The organism is Bradyrhizobium quebecense (assembly GCF_013373795.3).
Lineage (GTDB): Bacteria > Pseudomonadota > Alphaproteobacteria > Rhizobiales > Xanthobacteraceae > Bradyrhizobium > Bradyrhizobium quebecense.
In genome coordinates, this window is sequence record NZ_CP088022.1 from 288,570 (window position 1) to 303,017 (window position 14,448).

14 protein-coding genes and 1 pseudogene are annotated in these 14,448 nt (G+C 64.9%); 5 read left to right on the forward strand and 10 right to left on the reverse strand.

The window, feature by feature from the left end:
- Nucleotides 1–19: 19 nt before the first annotated feature.
- Both HU230_RS01510 and HU230_RS01515 read right to left on the reverse strand, forming a co-directional pair.
- Complete coding sequence (locus HU230_RS01510; protein WP_176533278.1) at nucleotides 20–1,264, reverse strand: acyl-CoA dehydrogenase family protein; 1,245 nt, start codon at nucleotides 1,262–1,264, stop codon at nucleotides 20–22.
- Nucleotides 1,265–1,378: 114 nt separating this feature from the next.
- A complete protein-coding gene (locus HU230_RS01515) occupies nucleotides 1,379–2,314 on the reverse strand; it encodes a helix-turn-helix domain-containing protein (protein ID WP_176533277.1) in 936 nt (311 codons plus the stop codon).
- 128 nt (nucleotides 2,315–2,442) lie between these two features.
- On the opposite strand from HU230_RS01515, the pseudogene HU230_RS01520 reads away from it, so the two are divergent.
- Nucleotides 2,443–2,652, forward strand: a pseudogene (locus HU230_RS01520) (LysR substrate-binding domain-containing protein); the annotation flags it as partial.
- A 37-nt stretch (nucleotides 2,653–2,689) separates the two neighbouring features.
- On the opposite strand, the gene HU230_RS01525 reads toward HU230_RS01520, so the two are convergent.
- From HU230_RS01525 to HU230_RS01535, 3 genes are all read right to left on the reverse strand, one after another.
- Complete coding sequence (locus HU230_RS01525; RefSeq protein ID WP_176533276.1) at nucleotides 2,690–2,839, reverse strand: hypothetical protein; 150 nt, start codon at nucleotides 2,837–2,839, stop codon at nucleotides 2,690–2,692.
- Between the two features lie 132 nt (nucleotides 2,840–2,971).
- Entirely contained in the window at nucleotides 2,972–3,442 is a 471-nt protein-coding gene (locus HU230_RS01530) for a hypothetical protein (RefSeq protein WP_176533275.1), read from the reverse strand.
- A 43-nt stretch (nucleotides 3,443–3,485) separates the two neighbouring features.
- The gene (locus HU230_RS01535; RefSeq protein WP_224942861.1) at nucleotides 3,486–3,947 is read right to left on the reverse strand and encodes a hypothetical protein; all 462 of its coding nucleotides are present in this window, start codon (nucleotides 3,945–3,947) and stop codon (nucleotides 3,486–3,488) included.
- On the opposite strand from HU230_RS01535, the gene HU230_RS01540 reads away from it, so the two are divergent.
- Nucleotides 3,940–4,872, forward strand: a complete 933-nt coding sequence (locus HU230_RS01540; RefSeq protein WP_176533274.1) for a LysR family transcriptional regulator — start codon at nucleotides 3,940–3,942, stop codon at nucleotides 4,870–4,872. The two genes, HU230_RS01535 and HU230_RS01540, sit on opposite strands and share 8 nt — an antisense overlap.
- A 34-nt stretch (nucleotides 4,873–4,906) precedes the next feature.
- On the opposite strand, the gene HU230_RS01545 is transcribed toward HU230_RS01540, so the two are convergent.
- Together HU230_RS01545 and HU230_RS01550 are read right to left on the reverse strand one after the other, a co-directional pair.
- The gene (locus HU230_RS01545) at nucleotides 4,907–7,180 is read right to left on the reverse strand and encodes a TonB-dependent receptor (protein ID WP_176533273.1); all 2,274 of its coding nucleotides are present in this window, start codon (nucleotides 7,178–7,180) and stop codon (nucleotides 4,907–4,909) included.
- 147 nt (nucleotides 7,181–7,327) lie between these two features.
- Nucleotides 7,328–7,699 carry a hypothetical protein gene (locus HU230_RS01550; protein ID WP_176533272.1) on the reverse strand — a complete coding sequence of 124 codons (372 nt, stop codon included), beginning with the start codon at nucleotides 7,697–7,699 and terminating at the stop codon, nucleotides 7,328–7,330.
- Here HU230_RS01550 and HU230_RS01555 point away from each other — a divergent pair.
- From HU230_RS01555 to HU230_RS01565, 3 genes are all read left to right on the forward strand, one after another.
- A complete protein-coding gene (locus tag HU230_RS01555) occupies nucleotides 7,698–7,934 on the forward strand; it encodes a hypothetical protein (protein ID WP_176533271.1) in 237 nt (78 codons plus the stop codon). The genes HU230_RS01550 and HU230_RS01555 overlap by 2 nt on opposite strands.
- A gap of 243 nt (nucleotides 7,935–8,177) precedes the next feature.
- Nucleotides 8,178–8,798, forward strand: a complete 621-nt coding sequence (locus tag HU230_RS01560) for a hypothetical protein (protein ID WP_176533270.1) — start codon at nucleotides 8,178–8,180, stop codon at nucleotides 8,796–8,798.
- 124 nt (nucleotides 8,799–8,922) lie between these two features.
- Complete coding sequence (locus HU230_RS01565) at nucleotides 8,923–9,696, forward strand: SDR family NAD(P)-dependent oxidoreductase (protein ID WP_176533269.1); 774 nt, start codon at nucleotides 8,923–8,925, stop codon at nucleotides 9,694–9,696.
- Between the two features lie 202 nt (nucleotides 9,697–9,898).
- Here the strand turns inward: HU230_RS01565 and HU230_RS01570 are convergent, their stop codons facing one another.
- From HU230_RS01570 to HU230_RS01580, 3 genes are all read right to left on the reverse strand, one after another.
- Nucleotides 9,899–12,085: a TonB-dependent receptor gene (locus HU230_RS01570; RefSeq protein WP_234633904.1), complete on the reverse strand. Its 2,187-nt coding sequence runs from the start codon at nucleotides 12,083–12,085 to the stop codon at nucleotides 9,899–9,901.
- Nucleotides 12,086–12,698: 613 nt separating this feature from the next.
- Nucleotides 12,699–13,373 carry an RraA family protein gene (locus HU230_RS01575; protein WP_176533268.1) on the reverse strand — a complete coding sequence of 225 codons (675 nt, stop codon included), beginning with the start codon at nucleotides 13,371–13,373 and terminating at the stop codon, nucleotides 12,699–12,701.
- A 33-nt stretch (nucleotides 13,374–13,406) separates the two neighbouring features.
- Nucleotides 13,407–14,432 carry an amidohydrolase family protein gene (locus HU230_RS01580; protein ID WP_176533267.1) on the reverse strand — a complete coding sequence of 342 codons (1,026 nt, stop codon included), beginning with the start codon at nucleotides 14,430–14,432 and terminating at the stop codon, nucleotides 13,407–13,409.
- Nucleotides 14,433–14,448: the final 16 nt, after the last annotated feature.

A 14,448-nucleotide genomic window follows, 5' to 3' on the forward strand; every position in this document is an offset into this window, starting at 1 on the left:
ACTCCTTCAGTATTTCGCGCTACGCGGCGCCGCTTGCGGCGAGCGGGCTGTAGTCGCGGCTCTTGAACATCGTGTGCAGTTGCCGCCGCCGGATGCCGAGATTTCCGCCGTCGAAGATCGGCAGCGCGAGCGCGTCCTGCAGCAGGCCGCCGAATGGGGCCTCATGATCATAGCTGTCGATCCCGACCACCCGCATCAGATCGGTGATGACGCGCACGGCGGACTCGGAGCCGAAGATCTTGGCCTGCACCGCCAGCTCTTCGGCCGCCGGCGACTGGGTGTCCAGTGCATGGCAGGCGCGCCAGCTGAGAGTGCGCGCCGCTTCGATCGTGGTCTTGGCATCGGCGAGCGCGTATCCGACCGCTTGATGCTCGATGATGGGGTGAACGCCGCCGCGCTTTTCGCTGCGGGCAAAATCCAGTGCGAACGCGAAGGCCGTCCGCATCAGCGCGACGCCGAAGATTCCGACCAGTGCCGCGGTGCCGGTGAACGCCGCCGCGGTCAGCGCCAGGCCCGCGCCTTGCTGCCCGAGCAGATTGTGATGCGGCGCTGCGACGTTCTGCAAACCAAACTGCGGGACGAGGTGCGCGCGATGACCGATGCTGTCGATGGCGCGTTCGAACACAAGGCCGCTCACCGGTCCTTGCACGGCAATGATCGAGATGGCGGCCTCCGCTGCTGCCGCCGGATCGGTCCGGCACACGACGGTCAGAAGATCGGCTCCCTCGCGATTCCAGCCGGTGGCCGAGGACACCCATTTCTTGCGGCCGTTGATCAGCCAATTGTCGCCGTCGCGCCGCGCGGTGGTGCGGACGCCCTCGCCGGGCGGCGGCGAGGCGGCGTTGGCGCTGCCGCCCGGCTCGCTGGAGCAGAAGGCGGCGAGCGGCGCGCCGCTGGTCTTCAGGAACGGCGCAAGCAGCCGCTGGCACTGCTCCGGCGTGCCGCCGAGCAGCAGCGGCAGCAGGCCGAGCACGCTGCCGAGCATCGTGAGGGTCACGCTGGGGTTCACGCTGTAGAATTCCTCGGCGAGGATCGCCATGTCGATCATGCCGGCATTGTCGCCGCCCGCCGGCGCCGGAATGCATTTGCGCAGATAGCCGGCCGCCACCATCGCCTCGTAGGTCGGCTTGGTCGCGAGAAAGCGCTGCTCGGGCGTCGCCAGCTTTTCGGCGGCCCTGGCATCGGCCAGCACCTCCCTGGCAAACTTACGGGAGGCGAGCTGCAGCTCGCGCTGCTGTGCCGTGAGCGTGAAATCGATCGCCATGCCAATGCCCTCCGTGTCGGCGGTTCGGGCTCATGGCTATCGCGGCGTGGTCGGGAAATCTTGGACGGCAGTGCCCGATTTCTTGGCGCGGAGTGAACCTAATCTCGCCGCGGTTCAGTGCGCGGCGGCGCGGCGGAATTCGCGCGGGGCGAGGCCATTGTGGCGCTTGAACAGGCGGTTGAAATGCGAGATGTCGCGGAAGCCCGCGGCAAAGGCGATCTCGGCAATGGTCTTGTGCGCTGAGGTGCGATCGAGCAGGGCGCGCGTGCACGCGGCGATCCGCTGTTCGTTGACGTGTTCGCCCACGGAGCGGCCGGTGCTTGCAAACAGGCGGTGCACGTAGCGCTCGGAGCAGCGGAATTTCCTGGCCAGCGCCGGCGCGCCGAGCTCGGGGTCGTCGTTGTGACGGGCGATGTGGTCAAGCATCATCGATAGCAGCACCGGCGTATGCACGCGCTCTGCCGACAAGTCGGCAAGGATGTCGGGTGCGTGCGCGATCAGCTCGGCGATATGCGTGCCGAGCATCGCCGAGGTTGTTGCGAGGCGGCCGCCGCTCAGGCAGAGCTCGGCGTAGCTCGCCAGCGTCCGCGACAGCGCGCGGCCGGTTTCGGTCGCAGACAGGCCGAGCCGCGGGTGGTTGAACAGCGTGTCCGGCAACAGACGCCGCGGCACCGCAAAGCAGAACAGCTTGAAGTTATTGCGGTGGGCGATCTCGAACGGCTGCGTCGTATCGGCAACCGCGAGATCGCCGGGGGCGCTGATTTGCTCGTGGCCGCGCTGCGAGGTGCGTCCGAGCCCTTCGAGCTGGAGGTTGACGAAGCAAAGGTCGTCTGTACTTGCAGCGATGTGCGAGGCGAGCCTGTGCACGATGTGCCCGCTGGCCGTGACCCGCGATATCTGCAGCGGCGCGGCGTCGACCTTGCAGATCGCGCCGGCAAACGATTCCTCGGCAATCCGGCGCGGCTCCAGTCGCACGAAGGCAGCTGCGAGGTCGTCTGCCCAACTGCCGAAGGGTTGATCCGGACGGGCCGGCCTGGTCGACCATTCCATGTGCGCCTCGAATAGACCGTCACTGCGAAGGGCCCAGCGGGCGAAAGATATCGCCGGCGAAACCGGCGGTCAAATTCCGCCGGCGGCCTGTTTTCCCTGCAAGGAGAGGCGCGTGCATGCAGGGAACGGCCGGCCTCGGCCTGATCCAGATTTCCGCCTATGACGTGAAACGGCATCTCGATGTCGGCGAGCTCGTCGAGCTGATGCCGCAGCACCGCGCGGCGCCGATGCCGATGACCTTGCTCTATCCGCACCGCCAGCACCTGTCGCGGCGGCTGCAGGTGTTTGCCGATTGGCTGACGGCACTGTTGAAAGAGAAGCTGCTCGTCGCGGGCTAGAACTTCGGCGTGATGCGGGCCTAGAAGCCGCGGTGCATCATCGCCTGCTGTTGCCGGCGCGGATCGAGGCTGCCCTCGCGCGCTTCGCCTCGGCCTTGGGCTGGAAAAACAGGCCGGGCATCACCGAGACCAGTCCGAAGGTCATTCCGAGGAATGCCAGGAACGTATCGAGATAATTGATCTCCATTTCAGTTGTCTCCATTCGGCTTGCACCGGGCTGCCCCGGTACAATGCGTTCGATAAACCTAGATATGGTCCGGTACATTGCTCGGTACAATAGGAACATTGATCTCGGAGCAATACTTTCGATTCTCCGCGTCTAAGCGGCAATCCGGCCCGGAAGCACATGGGCTTGCCGCTGCTCGATGGCTTTGACGGAGTTTTCGAATGCTTTCTCCAGGACGCCTCTGCCGATGGACCCAAGCACGAGACCGAGGACCCATCCCCTGAGATTCTTGCCGTCGCGCACCACGACCAGGTCAATGTCGGTCGTGCCATCGGACCGCCGCGTGAAGGTGTAGGTGTGGCCCGACCTGCCGCCCCACGCATTGGAGTCGGTCGTCGTCAGGACGACATGGTCGGGGTCCGACCAGTCGTAGTGCAAACGCTCCCAGATGCCGCTCGAGCCCTCGGTCACGTCAGCATCCGAGGGGCCGCGATGATGCACCTTGAGATAGGCGTCGGCGCTATTGCCGAACAGTTTGGAGCGGCCCGGCCCGAAGTCGGTGAGACCGGTGAGGTACTGCTCGGGCGTCAAGCTTGTCGTCCAATGAAAGTGGATCGTGGACATCTGTCGCTCCTGCACCAAGTGATGGAAGGCTCCGCTGTGGGGGCTAATTGGAGAGTGCGCCCGACTTGCGGACGGTCAGGCTGTCGCCGCTCCGGCTGATTTCCAGTGCGCCTGCCTGGTTCGGCGTCGAGAGCAGGGCACGCTGACCGGGCGCCAGCACCGAGACGAAGCGGACCGGCGTTCCGGCCTCGCCCTGTGAGAGCGTGGTCACGACGCGATATCCGTCGGGCTCGACCGTGTAGTAGGCGACGCCGGACACGTCGCCCAGATGAATGCTTTGGGCCTCGATCGGCCGGAGTCCGCGCGCCTCTGCGGGGCCAAGCGAGGCGCCAAGTGAGGCGAGGGTAAAGGCTGTGGCGAGAATTGTGCTGCGGATCGACATGGGATCCTCCGTTGGCTTGAGTGTCAGAACCTGGGCGGCGAGCGATTGCCCGTCTGCTCCCTTGCCGGAGGAGATGGTGAGGCTATGATCATCGATCAAACAGATAGGATCGATAATGGCCATCGATGCCGTCAATTTAGGTCGGATCGACCTGAACCTGCTTGTTCATCTCAATGCGCTGCTCACGGAACGGAGCGTGACCCGGGCGGCAGGCTCCGTCGGCATTGGCCAATCCGCGATGAGCCACAATCTCGCCCGCCTGCGCGAACTGTTCGATGACGAGCTGCTCACGCGCGGGGCCGACGGCATGCGCCTCACCCCGCGCGCGATGACCTTGCTCGATCCGGTGCGGACCGCGCTCGCACAGGTCGAGGCGGTGCTGCTGCGCGAGAAGACCTTCGATCCGGCCACCGCGGTGCGAACGTTCAGGCTCGGCCTATCGGACAGTATGGAAATCCTGATCGTGCCGCGCCTTCTGGCGCGCATGCGCGAGATCGCGCCGGGCATTCATCTGCGGCTCTACAACGTCGATACGTCCCGGCTGCTCGATGACCTCGACGCCGACGAAGTGGATCTCGCGCTCTCCTACGGGTCGATCCAGCAAGGACAATTGCATCACAAACAGCGCGTACTGTTCACCGAGAGCTTCCTTTGCATGTTCAATGCCGAGAAGACGGGTATCACGCCGCCCATCTCGCTCGAGGACTACATCCGGCTTCCGCACGTGCTGACCAGCCTGCGGCCGGGGCGCACCGTGCGCGGCTCTGTCGATGAGGCGCTCGAAGAGCTCGGCCTGCAGCGGTCCGTTGCGCTGACCACGCCGCGCTTCCTTACCGTGCCGTATCTGGTGGCGCTGGCGCCCGTGATCGTCACCATGGGCGCGCGGCTGGCGCGCCGCTTCGCTGCCGATCTCGGGCTCAGCCTCAGTCCGCCGCCGGTGAAGGTGAAAGACGTCACGGTGTCACTGCTGTGGCATGGGTCCTATCATCACGACCCGGCTCATGTCTGGTTGCGGGACCAACTGGTCCAACTGGTCGCCGAGCTGTGAGCGGGCGCGCCTTGTGCAGCGCGGCCTGGCCTCGTCAGAACTTCTGCGTGATGCCGGCGTAGAAGCCGCGGCGCGGGCCGTATTGCGGCGCGAACACGCCGATGCCGGAGCCGTCGCGGATCTGGTACACGGTGTCGAACAGGTTGACGACGTCGAAGCGCAGCGTGGTCGGCTTGTTCGGCGCGACGATGTTGAAATCGTGCGAGACGCCGACGTTGACCTGCGTGTATGGCGGCACCGTGCCCGTATTGGCGAAGCCGTCGCGCAAGCCTGAGCCGTAGATCACCGACGCGCTGAACTTCGTGTCGCGCCATTGGTACCAGCCGCCGACCGATGCGGTCAGCGTCTGGGCATGGTCGGTGTTGACGTAATTGTTGGCGATGTAGGCCAGTTCGTCAGGATCGAACAGATACTGGTTCGAGACGACCTGGGTGGCGACCTGCCTTGCGATGGCGACATTGCCGTAGAGGTGCAGATTGTCGTGATCGTATCGCGCGGTCAGCTCGACGCCTTCATTGGTGCCTTTCGCATAGTTGAAGGCGGTCAGGACGTAGGCCTGGCCGAACTGGCCGTCGTCGAGCAGATCGGTCGCGATCTTGTAGTAGGCGTCCATGCCGACCTCGAGGCCGGGGATCGCGTAGACTTTCTGCGTCACGCCGATGTCGAACACGTGCGAGCGCTCCGGCAGCACGGGGTCATTGGCGGTGGTCGCCGGCTGCGCGGTCGTGTTCTGTACCAGCGCAAGGTTGGTCGGTGCCGCCAGCACCTGCTCGGGCGGCGTGAAGTTGCGGGCATAACCGGCATGGAAGGTCGTGCCCTCATAAGGCTTCCATGTCAGGCTGATCCGCGGGCTCAGCTGGTTGGCATCGACATATTGCCACATCTGGTCGAAGCGCAGGCCGGCATTGAGCGTCAGCTGGTTCGTGATCTTCCATTCGTCGGCGATGTAGGTGGAGAACAAATATCCGGTCTTGGCGCTGGAATCGAACACCGAGAGCGGCGCATCAATCGGGTTGCCGGCATCGTCGAGCGGCAGCACGGTCGAGCCGTTGTTGACCAGTGAGCGCTCGGCGCTGACCGCGACGCCGAACTTCAGCGTGTGCGCGAAGCCCAGTCGGTAGGAGGTGTCCTCCTGGATGCCGTTGATGAAGCTCTGACGGTACACGTCCGAAGCAACGCCGTTGAAAACGAGATCGCCGACCGGATCGGGCATGAAGTGCAGCTGGCTGTAGCGGTTGAAATAGGCGACCTGGTAGTCGAACCCGTCGCCCGCCTTCTGATAGGCCACGACGTTGAACTGGTTGAATTCAAGTTGCCGTTCGTTGAGCAGCGCGGAATCGAAGTTCGAGACGCCGTAGGCGGTGAACGCCGGTGCCTGGCCGGGATTGTTGGGGATCTGATAGGCGCCGTTGGAGACGCCGCCGATATAGGTCAGCCGGCTGGTCGGATCGATCGCGGTCGAGACATAGGCGAAGCCCTTCTCCTGGTCGGTCCGGTCGTGGATGGCGCTATAGGCCGGCGTCGGGTTCTCGATGCCGACGTCGCTGCCGAAATAGCGGCCGGAGACGTAGTACTGCGTCTGTCCGATCGTGCCGCCATAATCGACGCTAGTGGTGAAGGTGCCGTGGCTGCCGCCATAGACGCTGACGCTGCCGGAATTGTTGAAGGCGTCGGTCTTGGTCTGGATGTCGAGCACGCCGGCGGTGCGGAGGCCATACTGCGCCGGCAGCGCGCCCGTGATCAGCGCCATGCTGCCGACGATCCCGGTGTCGATGATCTGGCCGAAGGCGCCGACGCCGTCCGGCAGCATGATCCCGTTGATACGGTATTGCAGGTTGGCGTGCTCGTTGCGCACGTGCAGATCGCCGCTTGCGGCGGAGTCCTGTGAAACCCCGGGCGCCTGCAGCAGCGCCTTGTCGAGAGTGGTGTTGGTCCCCTGCGGCAATGCCTCGAGGGCTTGCCGGCTCATCTGGTAGCTGTTGGCGCCGGTGGGTGCCAGCAGCGCGGCGCGGGCCTGGTCGAGCCGCGTGTTCTGGCTTGCGACGGCTTGAGCCTGGGTCTGTTCCGGAGATTCCGGCGTCGCCGATACCGCGCCGGTTCTGCGCGCGCGGTGGCCGCCGCCGCTCGCAACGCGCGTCTTCGGCTTGTTCGGTCCGGCCGGCGCGGTGTGGCGTTGCGGCGCCGTCACCGTGATGTCGGGAAGAGTCGTTGTCGGCGCGGTCGTCTGCCCGAATGCGGCGCCGTTGATCCCGTAGACCAAGAGCGATGCTGCGCCGGCAGCGGCGCGTCGTCTGGTATGTCCTGACATGTTGGTTCTCGATCTCACGAGGCTGCGATCCGGATCCTCACCGAAGGACGCGGTCGAGCCCGCCGTCGATGCGCGACGGCGAAATTCCCCATTGATCAAACGGCAGCCGAATGGTGGCCGCGTTCGACGTTCAGTCGTGCAGGGAGTTCAGGAGATCGGAGGCGCGCGCGGCTGATAGTGCAGCCGGCCGATGTCGAGCGGGGCCGCATAATTGTCGATCTGCCAGGAGAGCAGAGCGACGGCATCGGGCAATTGGAGTGGCGGCAACGCCGGCACCGGCGTCGCCGTGCTCGTCATCGCTACGACGGCGCAGATCGCGCAGAGATCTACGGCCTGATCGGAATCAGGATTCGAACGAGGCTCGTCTCGCGAGGCGTTCTCGATATGCGCCGCGAACGACGCTGTCGCCTGTGCCGGCGCAATGGCATGAAAATGGCCGAACGACAGCACGAACTGGATCGACAGCGCCAACAGCGCCAGCCGAGTCCCGTGCCTGATGTTCGAACGAAACCACTTCATGACGACGCCATTTCCGCGTCGAGAGATCACAAGTCCGACGGACGGCGCCTGCGACGCAGTGTCGCACAGTTTCGAAAACGAGCCGGCCTGTCAATCCGCATTGCTTATTGATGCGATCAATTTCCAGGCGATCGGACGATCTTGCAACACTGCGACGTTGGCACAAACACCGCTCCACGATCCCGTCGATCATGCCGTCGATTTGAGGCGCTATTTGATTGTCATGTGCACATGATGATCAAGGCGCCTGACACCGTCGGTGCTTGACCGGTGATCCTGATCGCAAAACGATCGCGTCCCTGATCCCGGCCGTTCGTCGATGCGACGTCGGTGTTCCCTCGACTAGGCGTGGCCGCTTCGTCCTGCCGAGGGTCGTCAGCGGCTCGCGGGAGCCTGGCGAGCTACGTCCCGATCGGGCGCAGCGCTGGCATTGTCGACGTCCGACGGGTATAGTTTGGCCGCACGTGACGGTAACCTGATGTCCACTTTCGCAAGCAAATCCGGTCTCGCAATCATCGCCGCAGTGCTCTGTCTCGGCGCCCAGCAGGCCAACGCCCAGGCCGGCCCGGTGCGCTACTGGACGCCGGGCTCGCTGTTCGGCTTCGGCGGCGGCTTGGCCGACGGCCAGAAGGCGGACACTTACGGCAACTTTCCGGGCTTTGACGCCACTGCCCCGCAAGGCGGCGACTTCTCGTATCTGAACGGCCGTCCGGATGGCTGGTTTATCGGCGGCGAAGGCGGCCGCGCCGGCTGGAACACGCTCGGTCAATCGGCGGCATTCGGCTCGCTCGAATATCAGGGCGCGCAGGTCGGCTACAATTTCAAGGGCGTCGGTGATACGCCCGTGACGTTCTTCGCCGGCTTCGACTCGTTGAAATACAATCCCCCCGGTGCCGGCGGGCCGCTGGTGCCGTTCAGCGGCAATCCCGGCGTCAACGCCGGGTATACGGCGCGCGCGGGACTGGAGTTCCGCCCGACCTCGAATGTCACCCTGTCGTTCGGGGCCGGTTTCACCCAGCTTGGGGCGGAGCGCATGGACAGCGACATCCATTCGCAGCTGCTGCCCGGCCAGTCTCCGGTTCTGTTCGGCGGCCGCTAGCGCGAAGCCCGCTGCGTGACGGTAGCGCGTCAGCGCAAGACTGCGGCGTTGCGCTCCTGATCCAACCAGAACTTCAATCAGAACCAAGAAGGCTCGAGGTCGCGAGCACAATCAGGATCGAACCATGGACATGCAAGGCAAGATCGCACTCGTCACCGCCGCGGCGTCGGGCGCCGGCCGCGCCGGCGCGCTCATTCTCGCGCGCGAGGGCGCGGCGGTCGCGGTGATCGACCAGAACGAGGCTGGTGCGAAGGCCGTGGTCGATGAGATCAAAAAGGGCGGCGGACGCGCGCTGGCGCTGACCGGCGACCTGCGCGACGACGGCTTTGCGCGCGACATCGTCGCTGCAACCATGAAGGAGTTCGGCGCGCTCGATTGCGTCTGGAATCATCTCGGCATTCCCGGTCCGTCTGTGATCGACGATCTGGAAGGCTGGGACCTCAGCATCGATCTCAATTTGCGCTCGCAGCTGATCACCACCAATGCGGCGCTCGGGCAGATGACGGCGCGGCGCAAGGGCAGCATCCTGTTCACCGCATCGACCTCGGGCCTGGTCGGTTCGCCATGGAGCCCGACCTATTCGGCGGCCAAGGCCGGCGTGATCGGGCTGGCGCGGGCGCTCGCCAAGCGCCACGCCAAGGACGGCGTGCGCATCAATGCGATCTGTCCCGGCGCGATCGACACGCCGATGCTGCGGGTGTTCGTCAACCGGCCCGACCAGCCGGGCCACAACGAAGCCGACCCCGAGGAATTGATCAAGGCCGCGGTGACCCGCAATCCAATGGGCCGCGCCGCACGCCCGGAGGAGATCGCCGAGGTCGCGGTGTTCCTGCTGTCGGACAAGGCCTCGTTCGTCACCGGCATCGCGATGCCGGTCGACGGCGGGACGGTGGCGTAGCGCGCGGCATCAGTCAGGCTGGCGGAGTTGATGTGGGTTGCTCTATCCACGTCATTGCGAGCCACCCGGTCGGCGCATAGCGCCGCCGGATGACAGGCTCCGCGAAGCAATCCATCACGCCGCGAGCAAAAATGGATTGCTTCGTCGCTTCGCTCCTCGCAATGACGGCGTCGAAAGCATCGCGGGGCCGCAGGACACCCCCCTAGAACTTCGCCCTGATGCCGGCATAGGCGGCGAGCGGCATGCCGGGCACGAAGGTGCGCGGATCGCTCAGCTGCGCCATCAGGTTGGGCAGACCGCCGGCGCTGGAAAAGCCGCCCGTTTGATAGAACGCGCCGTGCAGGTAGTAGTGCTGGTTGAACACATTGTTGATCAGGCCGAACACCTCGATGTTCTTCGTGACCTGGTATGACGTGTGCAAATTGACGACCGAGTAGGCTGGCACCTTCGGGCTCTGGTTGGTGTCGTCATGGATGATCCATTGGCTGCCCACCACGTTGAGGTCGGCGCCGACCTTCCACGCATCTGTCACGTTGTAGTCGACGCCGGCCTTGAAGCGGTGCGCGGGAATGCCCGGGATGTGGTCACCCGGCGTGACGTTGACAAATTGCGCGCCGGCGTCGTTGGTCAGGGCATTCGGATTGTTCGGTGAGGACAGCGTGATCGCGCTTCGATAGGTCGCGTCGACATAGGTGTAGTTGGCGTAGGCGTTCCAGCGATCGAAGCGATAGTCGAGCTTGGCCTCGATGCCCTGCCGCAGGGTCTGTCCGGCATTCTGGAAGAAGCCGAAATTGTTGACGCCGAGCGGGCTTGTCACCTGGATGATGTCGTCGTCGGACAGGGTGTGGAACACGCCCAGGCCCCAGCTCAGCACGCCGGTCCTGGCGTCGCGGCCCCAGCTGCCGCGCAGGCCGGCCTCAACGGTGTGTGCGACCACCTGCTTGAGCGGCGGATCGGCCACCAGGAAGCTGTCGATCATGCAGGGATGGTTGGGATCGGAGCAGCCGAGCTCCAGCGGCGTCGGCGCGCGGTTGGCTTCCGAATAGCCGGCATAGGCGGTGAGGTTCGGGGTGATCTTGAAGGTGCCGCCGATCACCGGGTTGAACCGCTGGAAGCGGTTGCTGCTGTTCAGCAGCGGATTGGTGCCGGTCTGGTCCCGCAGGTCTATCTGGGCGAGATTGAAACGTCCGCCCGCCGTCACCGAGAATTTGCTCGTCACGTCGAACGTGTCGGTGAGGTAGACGCCGGTGTAGGTGTTGGTGGCGCGCAAATCGACCGGGCTGAGACCGGCGTCGGGCTGGTTGATGAAGACCCCGGTGCCGGTGACGAACAGGTTGTTCGGATCGATCGTTCCGAGCTCGCTGGTCGCCGTGAATTTGGTGTTGCCGTGATCGACGCTGACGCCCATCACGACGTGGTTGTCGTGCCCGAACAGCCTGTCTGTGTTGGTGAACTGGGCCGTGCCACCGAAACTGTTAGTGGCAGCTCGGTTGCGATCGAGTTCGCCAAGGAAGGCGTTGCCCAGCGTGTTCGGAGTCGCGGGACCGTCCGCAGGACCGAAAACCGGGAGGCCGTCGCCGATGCACAAAGTCGTGGGATCGTCGCACGGCGCAACGTCCGTGCCGTTGCCGTCGACATGGGTCTGCCGGAAGCCGCGGAAATAGGCGTTGCCCTGGAACGACCAGGTGTCCGAGAAATTATGGCTCAGCGTGGCGTTGACGAAGGCGAGCTGCAGCATCGTCGATTGCGGCCAGGTGTAGACGCTCGACCAGCGCTGGTTGAGCATCTCGACCGGCGTTGCGGCGACGTTGCCGAGCAGATTGCTGGCGCCGGTGAAATTGACGTGGAATTCGGTGTCGTCGTTGCGCGCGCCGATGTCGACATACATGCGGTTGACGTGCGAGGAATTGGCGTAGTCGCGCCAGCCGCGGTCATAGGCGGATTCGAACGCGGCGTAGGCCGAGATATTGTCCTTCTGGCCGCCGGCCTGCACGCTGCCCTGCACGCGCCCATAGGAGCCGCCGAACACTTCACCCTCGACGCCCTGATAGGTGAAGCCGTTCTTCATCTGGATGCTGAGCGCGCCGCCGATCGCGTTGAGGCCGAACACGGGGTTATTGGGAACCAGCGACACCCGGTCGATGGCCTTTTCCGGGATGAAATCCCAGTTGACCACATCGCCCCAGGATTCGTTGATGCGGACGCCGTTCTGATAGACCGCGATGCCCTGCGGCGTCCCCTGGACCGGCGAGGCGACGAAGCCGCGATAGTCGAGATTGCGCTGGAACGGATTGCCGGTCTGATCGGTCAGCGTGACGCCGGGCAGCTTGCGGTTCACCGAGTCCAGAAAGTTCGTCGAATAGTTGCGGCTGAAATCCGCCGAGGTCAGCACCTCGGTGTTGGACGGGATCTTGTCGCGGTCGAGCAGGCTCGAGTCACGGTCGGAGGGGCCTGGAACCCCGGTGCCGCCCTCCGGCGCCGCCGCGGTTTGGGCCGGCGCGGCCCGTGTTCGGGCGGTTCGCGAGGTCCGCACCACCGGCCGGGCGGCAGGCTTGATGCTGCGCGTGCCTGAAAGCGGCGAGGGGGCAATCACGGTGACCGGCGGCAGCTCGGTCGGGGCGGGGGTCTGGGCCTGCACCATCGTCAGCGGCGCTGCGGCTCCGATGGCGGTGAGCATGGCCGCAGCGCCGCGCGTAGTGAGCGAACCAGACAAAAATCGTGTTGCCGTACGCAACAACGCACCAGCCATAACGCCCACCCTGTTGTCCCGGTTCGGCTTTTATCCCCGACGAACCTTGGCTTTGAGACTGCGGGAGCGCTGATGCTTTGGCAAACAAGATGTGTCCCGGAGATCCGGGATTCTTTTCCATCTGCCATCGGGAAAAATTCCCGATGCTGGTGGAGGGACGCGCCAACGGGTTGCGGGGTGGTGATTCTCGCCGATTTTGCGGAGACTTATGCCCAAGAGGCAGGCATCCCGCCTTCCAGGCAGCGGCGGCAGGTTAGTCCTTGAACTCGCAGCCGAGGCGCTGCAGCGCCTCATCGACCCACCGGCGGTCGCTGGTGCCGGCGAGGATCTGTTGGATGGCTTTTTCCTCGGTCGCCTTCTTGGCCTCGGTCAGCTTGCAGACGGCCTCGGCGTCGTCGTGCGGCACGCAGAGCACGCCGTCGTCGTCGGCCACGATGAGATCGCCGGGCTCGACGATCATGCCGTCGATCGAGATGGCGCAATTGATCTCGCCCGGGCCGTCCTTGTAGGGGCCGCGATGGGCGACGCCGGCGGCGAACACCGGGAACGATCCGGCGCGGATCGCGCCGGCATCGCGGATCGAGCCGTCGATCACGAAGCCCGCGACGCCCTTTTTCTCGGCCAGCGTCGACATGATCTCGCCGATGATGGCGTTGATCAGGATGCCGCCGGCGTCGACCACGATCACGTCGCCCGGCTGGGCCAGGTCGATCGCCTTGTGCACCATCAGATTGTCGCCGGGCCGGGTCTTCACGGTCAGCGCCGGGCCGCCGAGCCAGCCGCCCGCATGCATCGGCCGCAGCCGGTTGGTGCCCGCGATCCGCGACATCACGTCGCTGATATTGGCGACCGGAAGCCGGCGGTAGCGCGCGACGAGGTCAGGCGACACTTTCCGGTTCGCCTTGTGAATTGCAAATCCTATGGCCATCGGTGTTCTCCGGGGTGTTGTCGGCGCGGTCGGCTAGTGCGCGCGGCGGTCGAGATGGGCGTTGAGGCGAGGATAGACGCGGCGGGCATTGCCTTCGAAGATCTTGGCCTTGTCCTCCGCGCTCAACGGCAACGCATCGATGTAGCGGCGGGTGTCGTCGAAGTGATGTCCCGTTTCAGGATCGATGCCACGGACCGCGCCGACCATCTCCGACGCAAACAGGATGTTCTCGACCGGGATCACCCTGGTCAACAGCTCGATGCCGGGGAGGTGATAGACGCAGGTGTCGAAGAACACGTTCTTCAACAGATGCTCCGACAGCGGCGGCAGCTTCATGTCCTGCGCGAGGCCGCGGTAGCGGCCCCAGTGATAGGGCACCGCGCCGCCGCCGTGCGGGATGATGAATCGCAGGGTCGGGAAGTGCTTGAACAGGTCAGAGGTCAGGAACTGCATGAAGGCGGTGGTGTCGCCGTTGAGGTAGTGCGCGCCGGTGCCGTGGAAGCAGGGATTGCAGGACGAAGAGACATGGACCATCGCCGGCACGTCGAGCTCGACCATCTTCTCATACAGCGGGTACCACCATTCGTCGGTCAGCGGCGGGTCGCACCAATAGCCGCCGGCGGGATCGGGATTGAGGTTGCAGCCGACGAAGCCGAGCTGCGTCACGCAGCGCTCCAGTTCCTCGATGCAGTTGGCGGGCTTGACGCCCGGGCTCTGCGGCAGCTGGCACACGGGTACGAAATTTTGCGGGAACAGCGTGCAGACCCGGTGCACGAGGTCGTTGCAGATCGTGGTCCATTCACGGCTGGTCGCTTCCTTGCCGACATGGTGCGCCATGCCGGCGGCGCGCGGCGAGAAGATGGTAACGTCGGTGCCACGCTCCTTCTGCAGGCGGAGCTGCGCGCCCTCGACGCTGGAGCGAATCTCGTCGTCGGTGATGCCGAGATTGGTGGTGAGCGGCCGGCGCGATCTGTCGGCGAGGCCGGCGAGCTGCTTGTCGCGGAAGATCTGCAGCTTGGCCGGCTCGGTGGTGTAGTGGCCGTGACAGTCGATGATCATGGTTGCGTCCTTGGCA

Bases quoted from the DNA above. Each gene is read 5' to 3' on its own strand.
- HU230_RS01510 (WP_176533278.1), bottom strand. From the start codon at position 1,264: ATGGCGATCGATTTCACGCTCACGGCACAGCAGCGCGAGCTGCAGCTC.
- HU230_RS01515 (WP_176533277.1), bottom strand. From the start codon at position 2,314: ATGGAATGGTCGACCAGGCCGGCCCGTCCGGATCAACCCTTCGGCAGT.
- HU230_RS01525 (WP_176533276.1), bottom strand. From the start codon at position 2,839: ATGGAGATCAATTATCTCGATACGTTCCTGGCATTCCTCGGAATGACC.
- HU230_RS01530 (WP_176533275.1), bottom strand. From the start codon at position 3,442: ATGTCCACGATCCACTTTCATTGGACGACAAGCTTGACGCCCGAGCAG.
- HU230_RS01540 (WP_176533274.1), top strand. From the start codon at position 3,940: ATGGCCATCGATGCCGTCAATTTAGGTCGGATCGACCTGAACCTGCTT.
- HU230_RS01535 (WP_224942861.1), bottom strand. From the start codon at position 3,947: ATGGCCATTATCGATCCTATCTGTTTGATCGATGATCATAGCCTCACC.
- HU230_RS01545 (WP_176533273.1), bottom strand. From the start codon at position 7,180: ATGTCAGGACATACCAGACGACGCGCCGCTGCCGGCGCAGCATCGCTC.
- HU230_RS01555 (WP_176533271.1), top strand. From the start codon at position 7,698: ATGACGACGCCATTTCCGCGTCGAGAGATCACAAGTCCGACGGACGGC.
- HU230_RS01550 (WP_176533272.1), bottom strand. From the start codon at position 7,699: ATGAAGTGGTTTCGTTCGAACATCAGGCACGGGACTCGGCTGGCGCTG.
- HU230_RS01560 (WP_176533270.1), top strand. From the start codon at position 8,178: ATGTCCACTTTCGCAAGCAAATCCGGTCTCGCAATCATCGCCGCAGTG.
- HU230_RS01565 (WP_176533269.1), top strand. From the start codon at position 8,923: ATGGACATGCAAGGCAAGATCGCACTCGTCACCGCCGCGGCGTCGGGC.
- HU230_RS01575 (WP_176533268.1), bottom strand. From the start codon at position 13,373: ATGGCCATAGGATTTGCAATTCACAAGGCGAACCGGAAAGTGTCGCCT.
- HU230_RS01580 (WP_176533267.1), bottom strand. From the start codon at position 14,432: ATGATCATCGACTGTCACGGCCACTACACCACCGAGCCGGCCAAGCTG.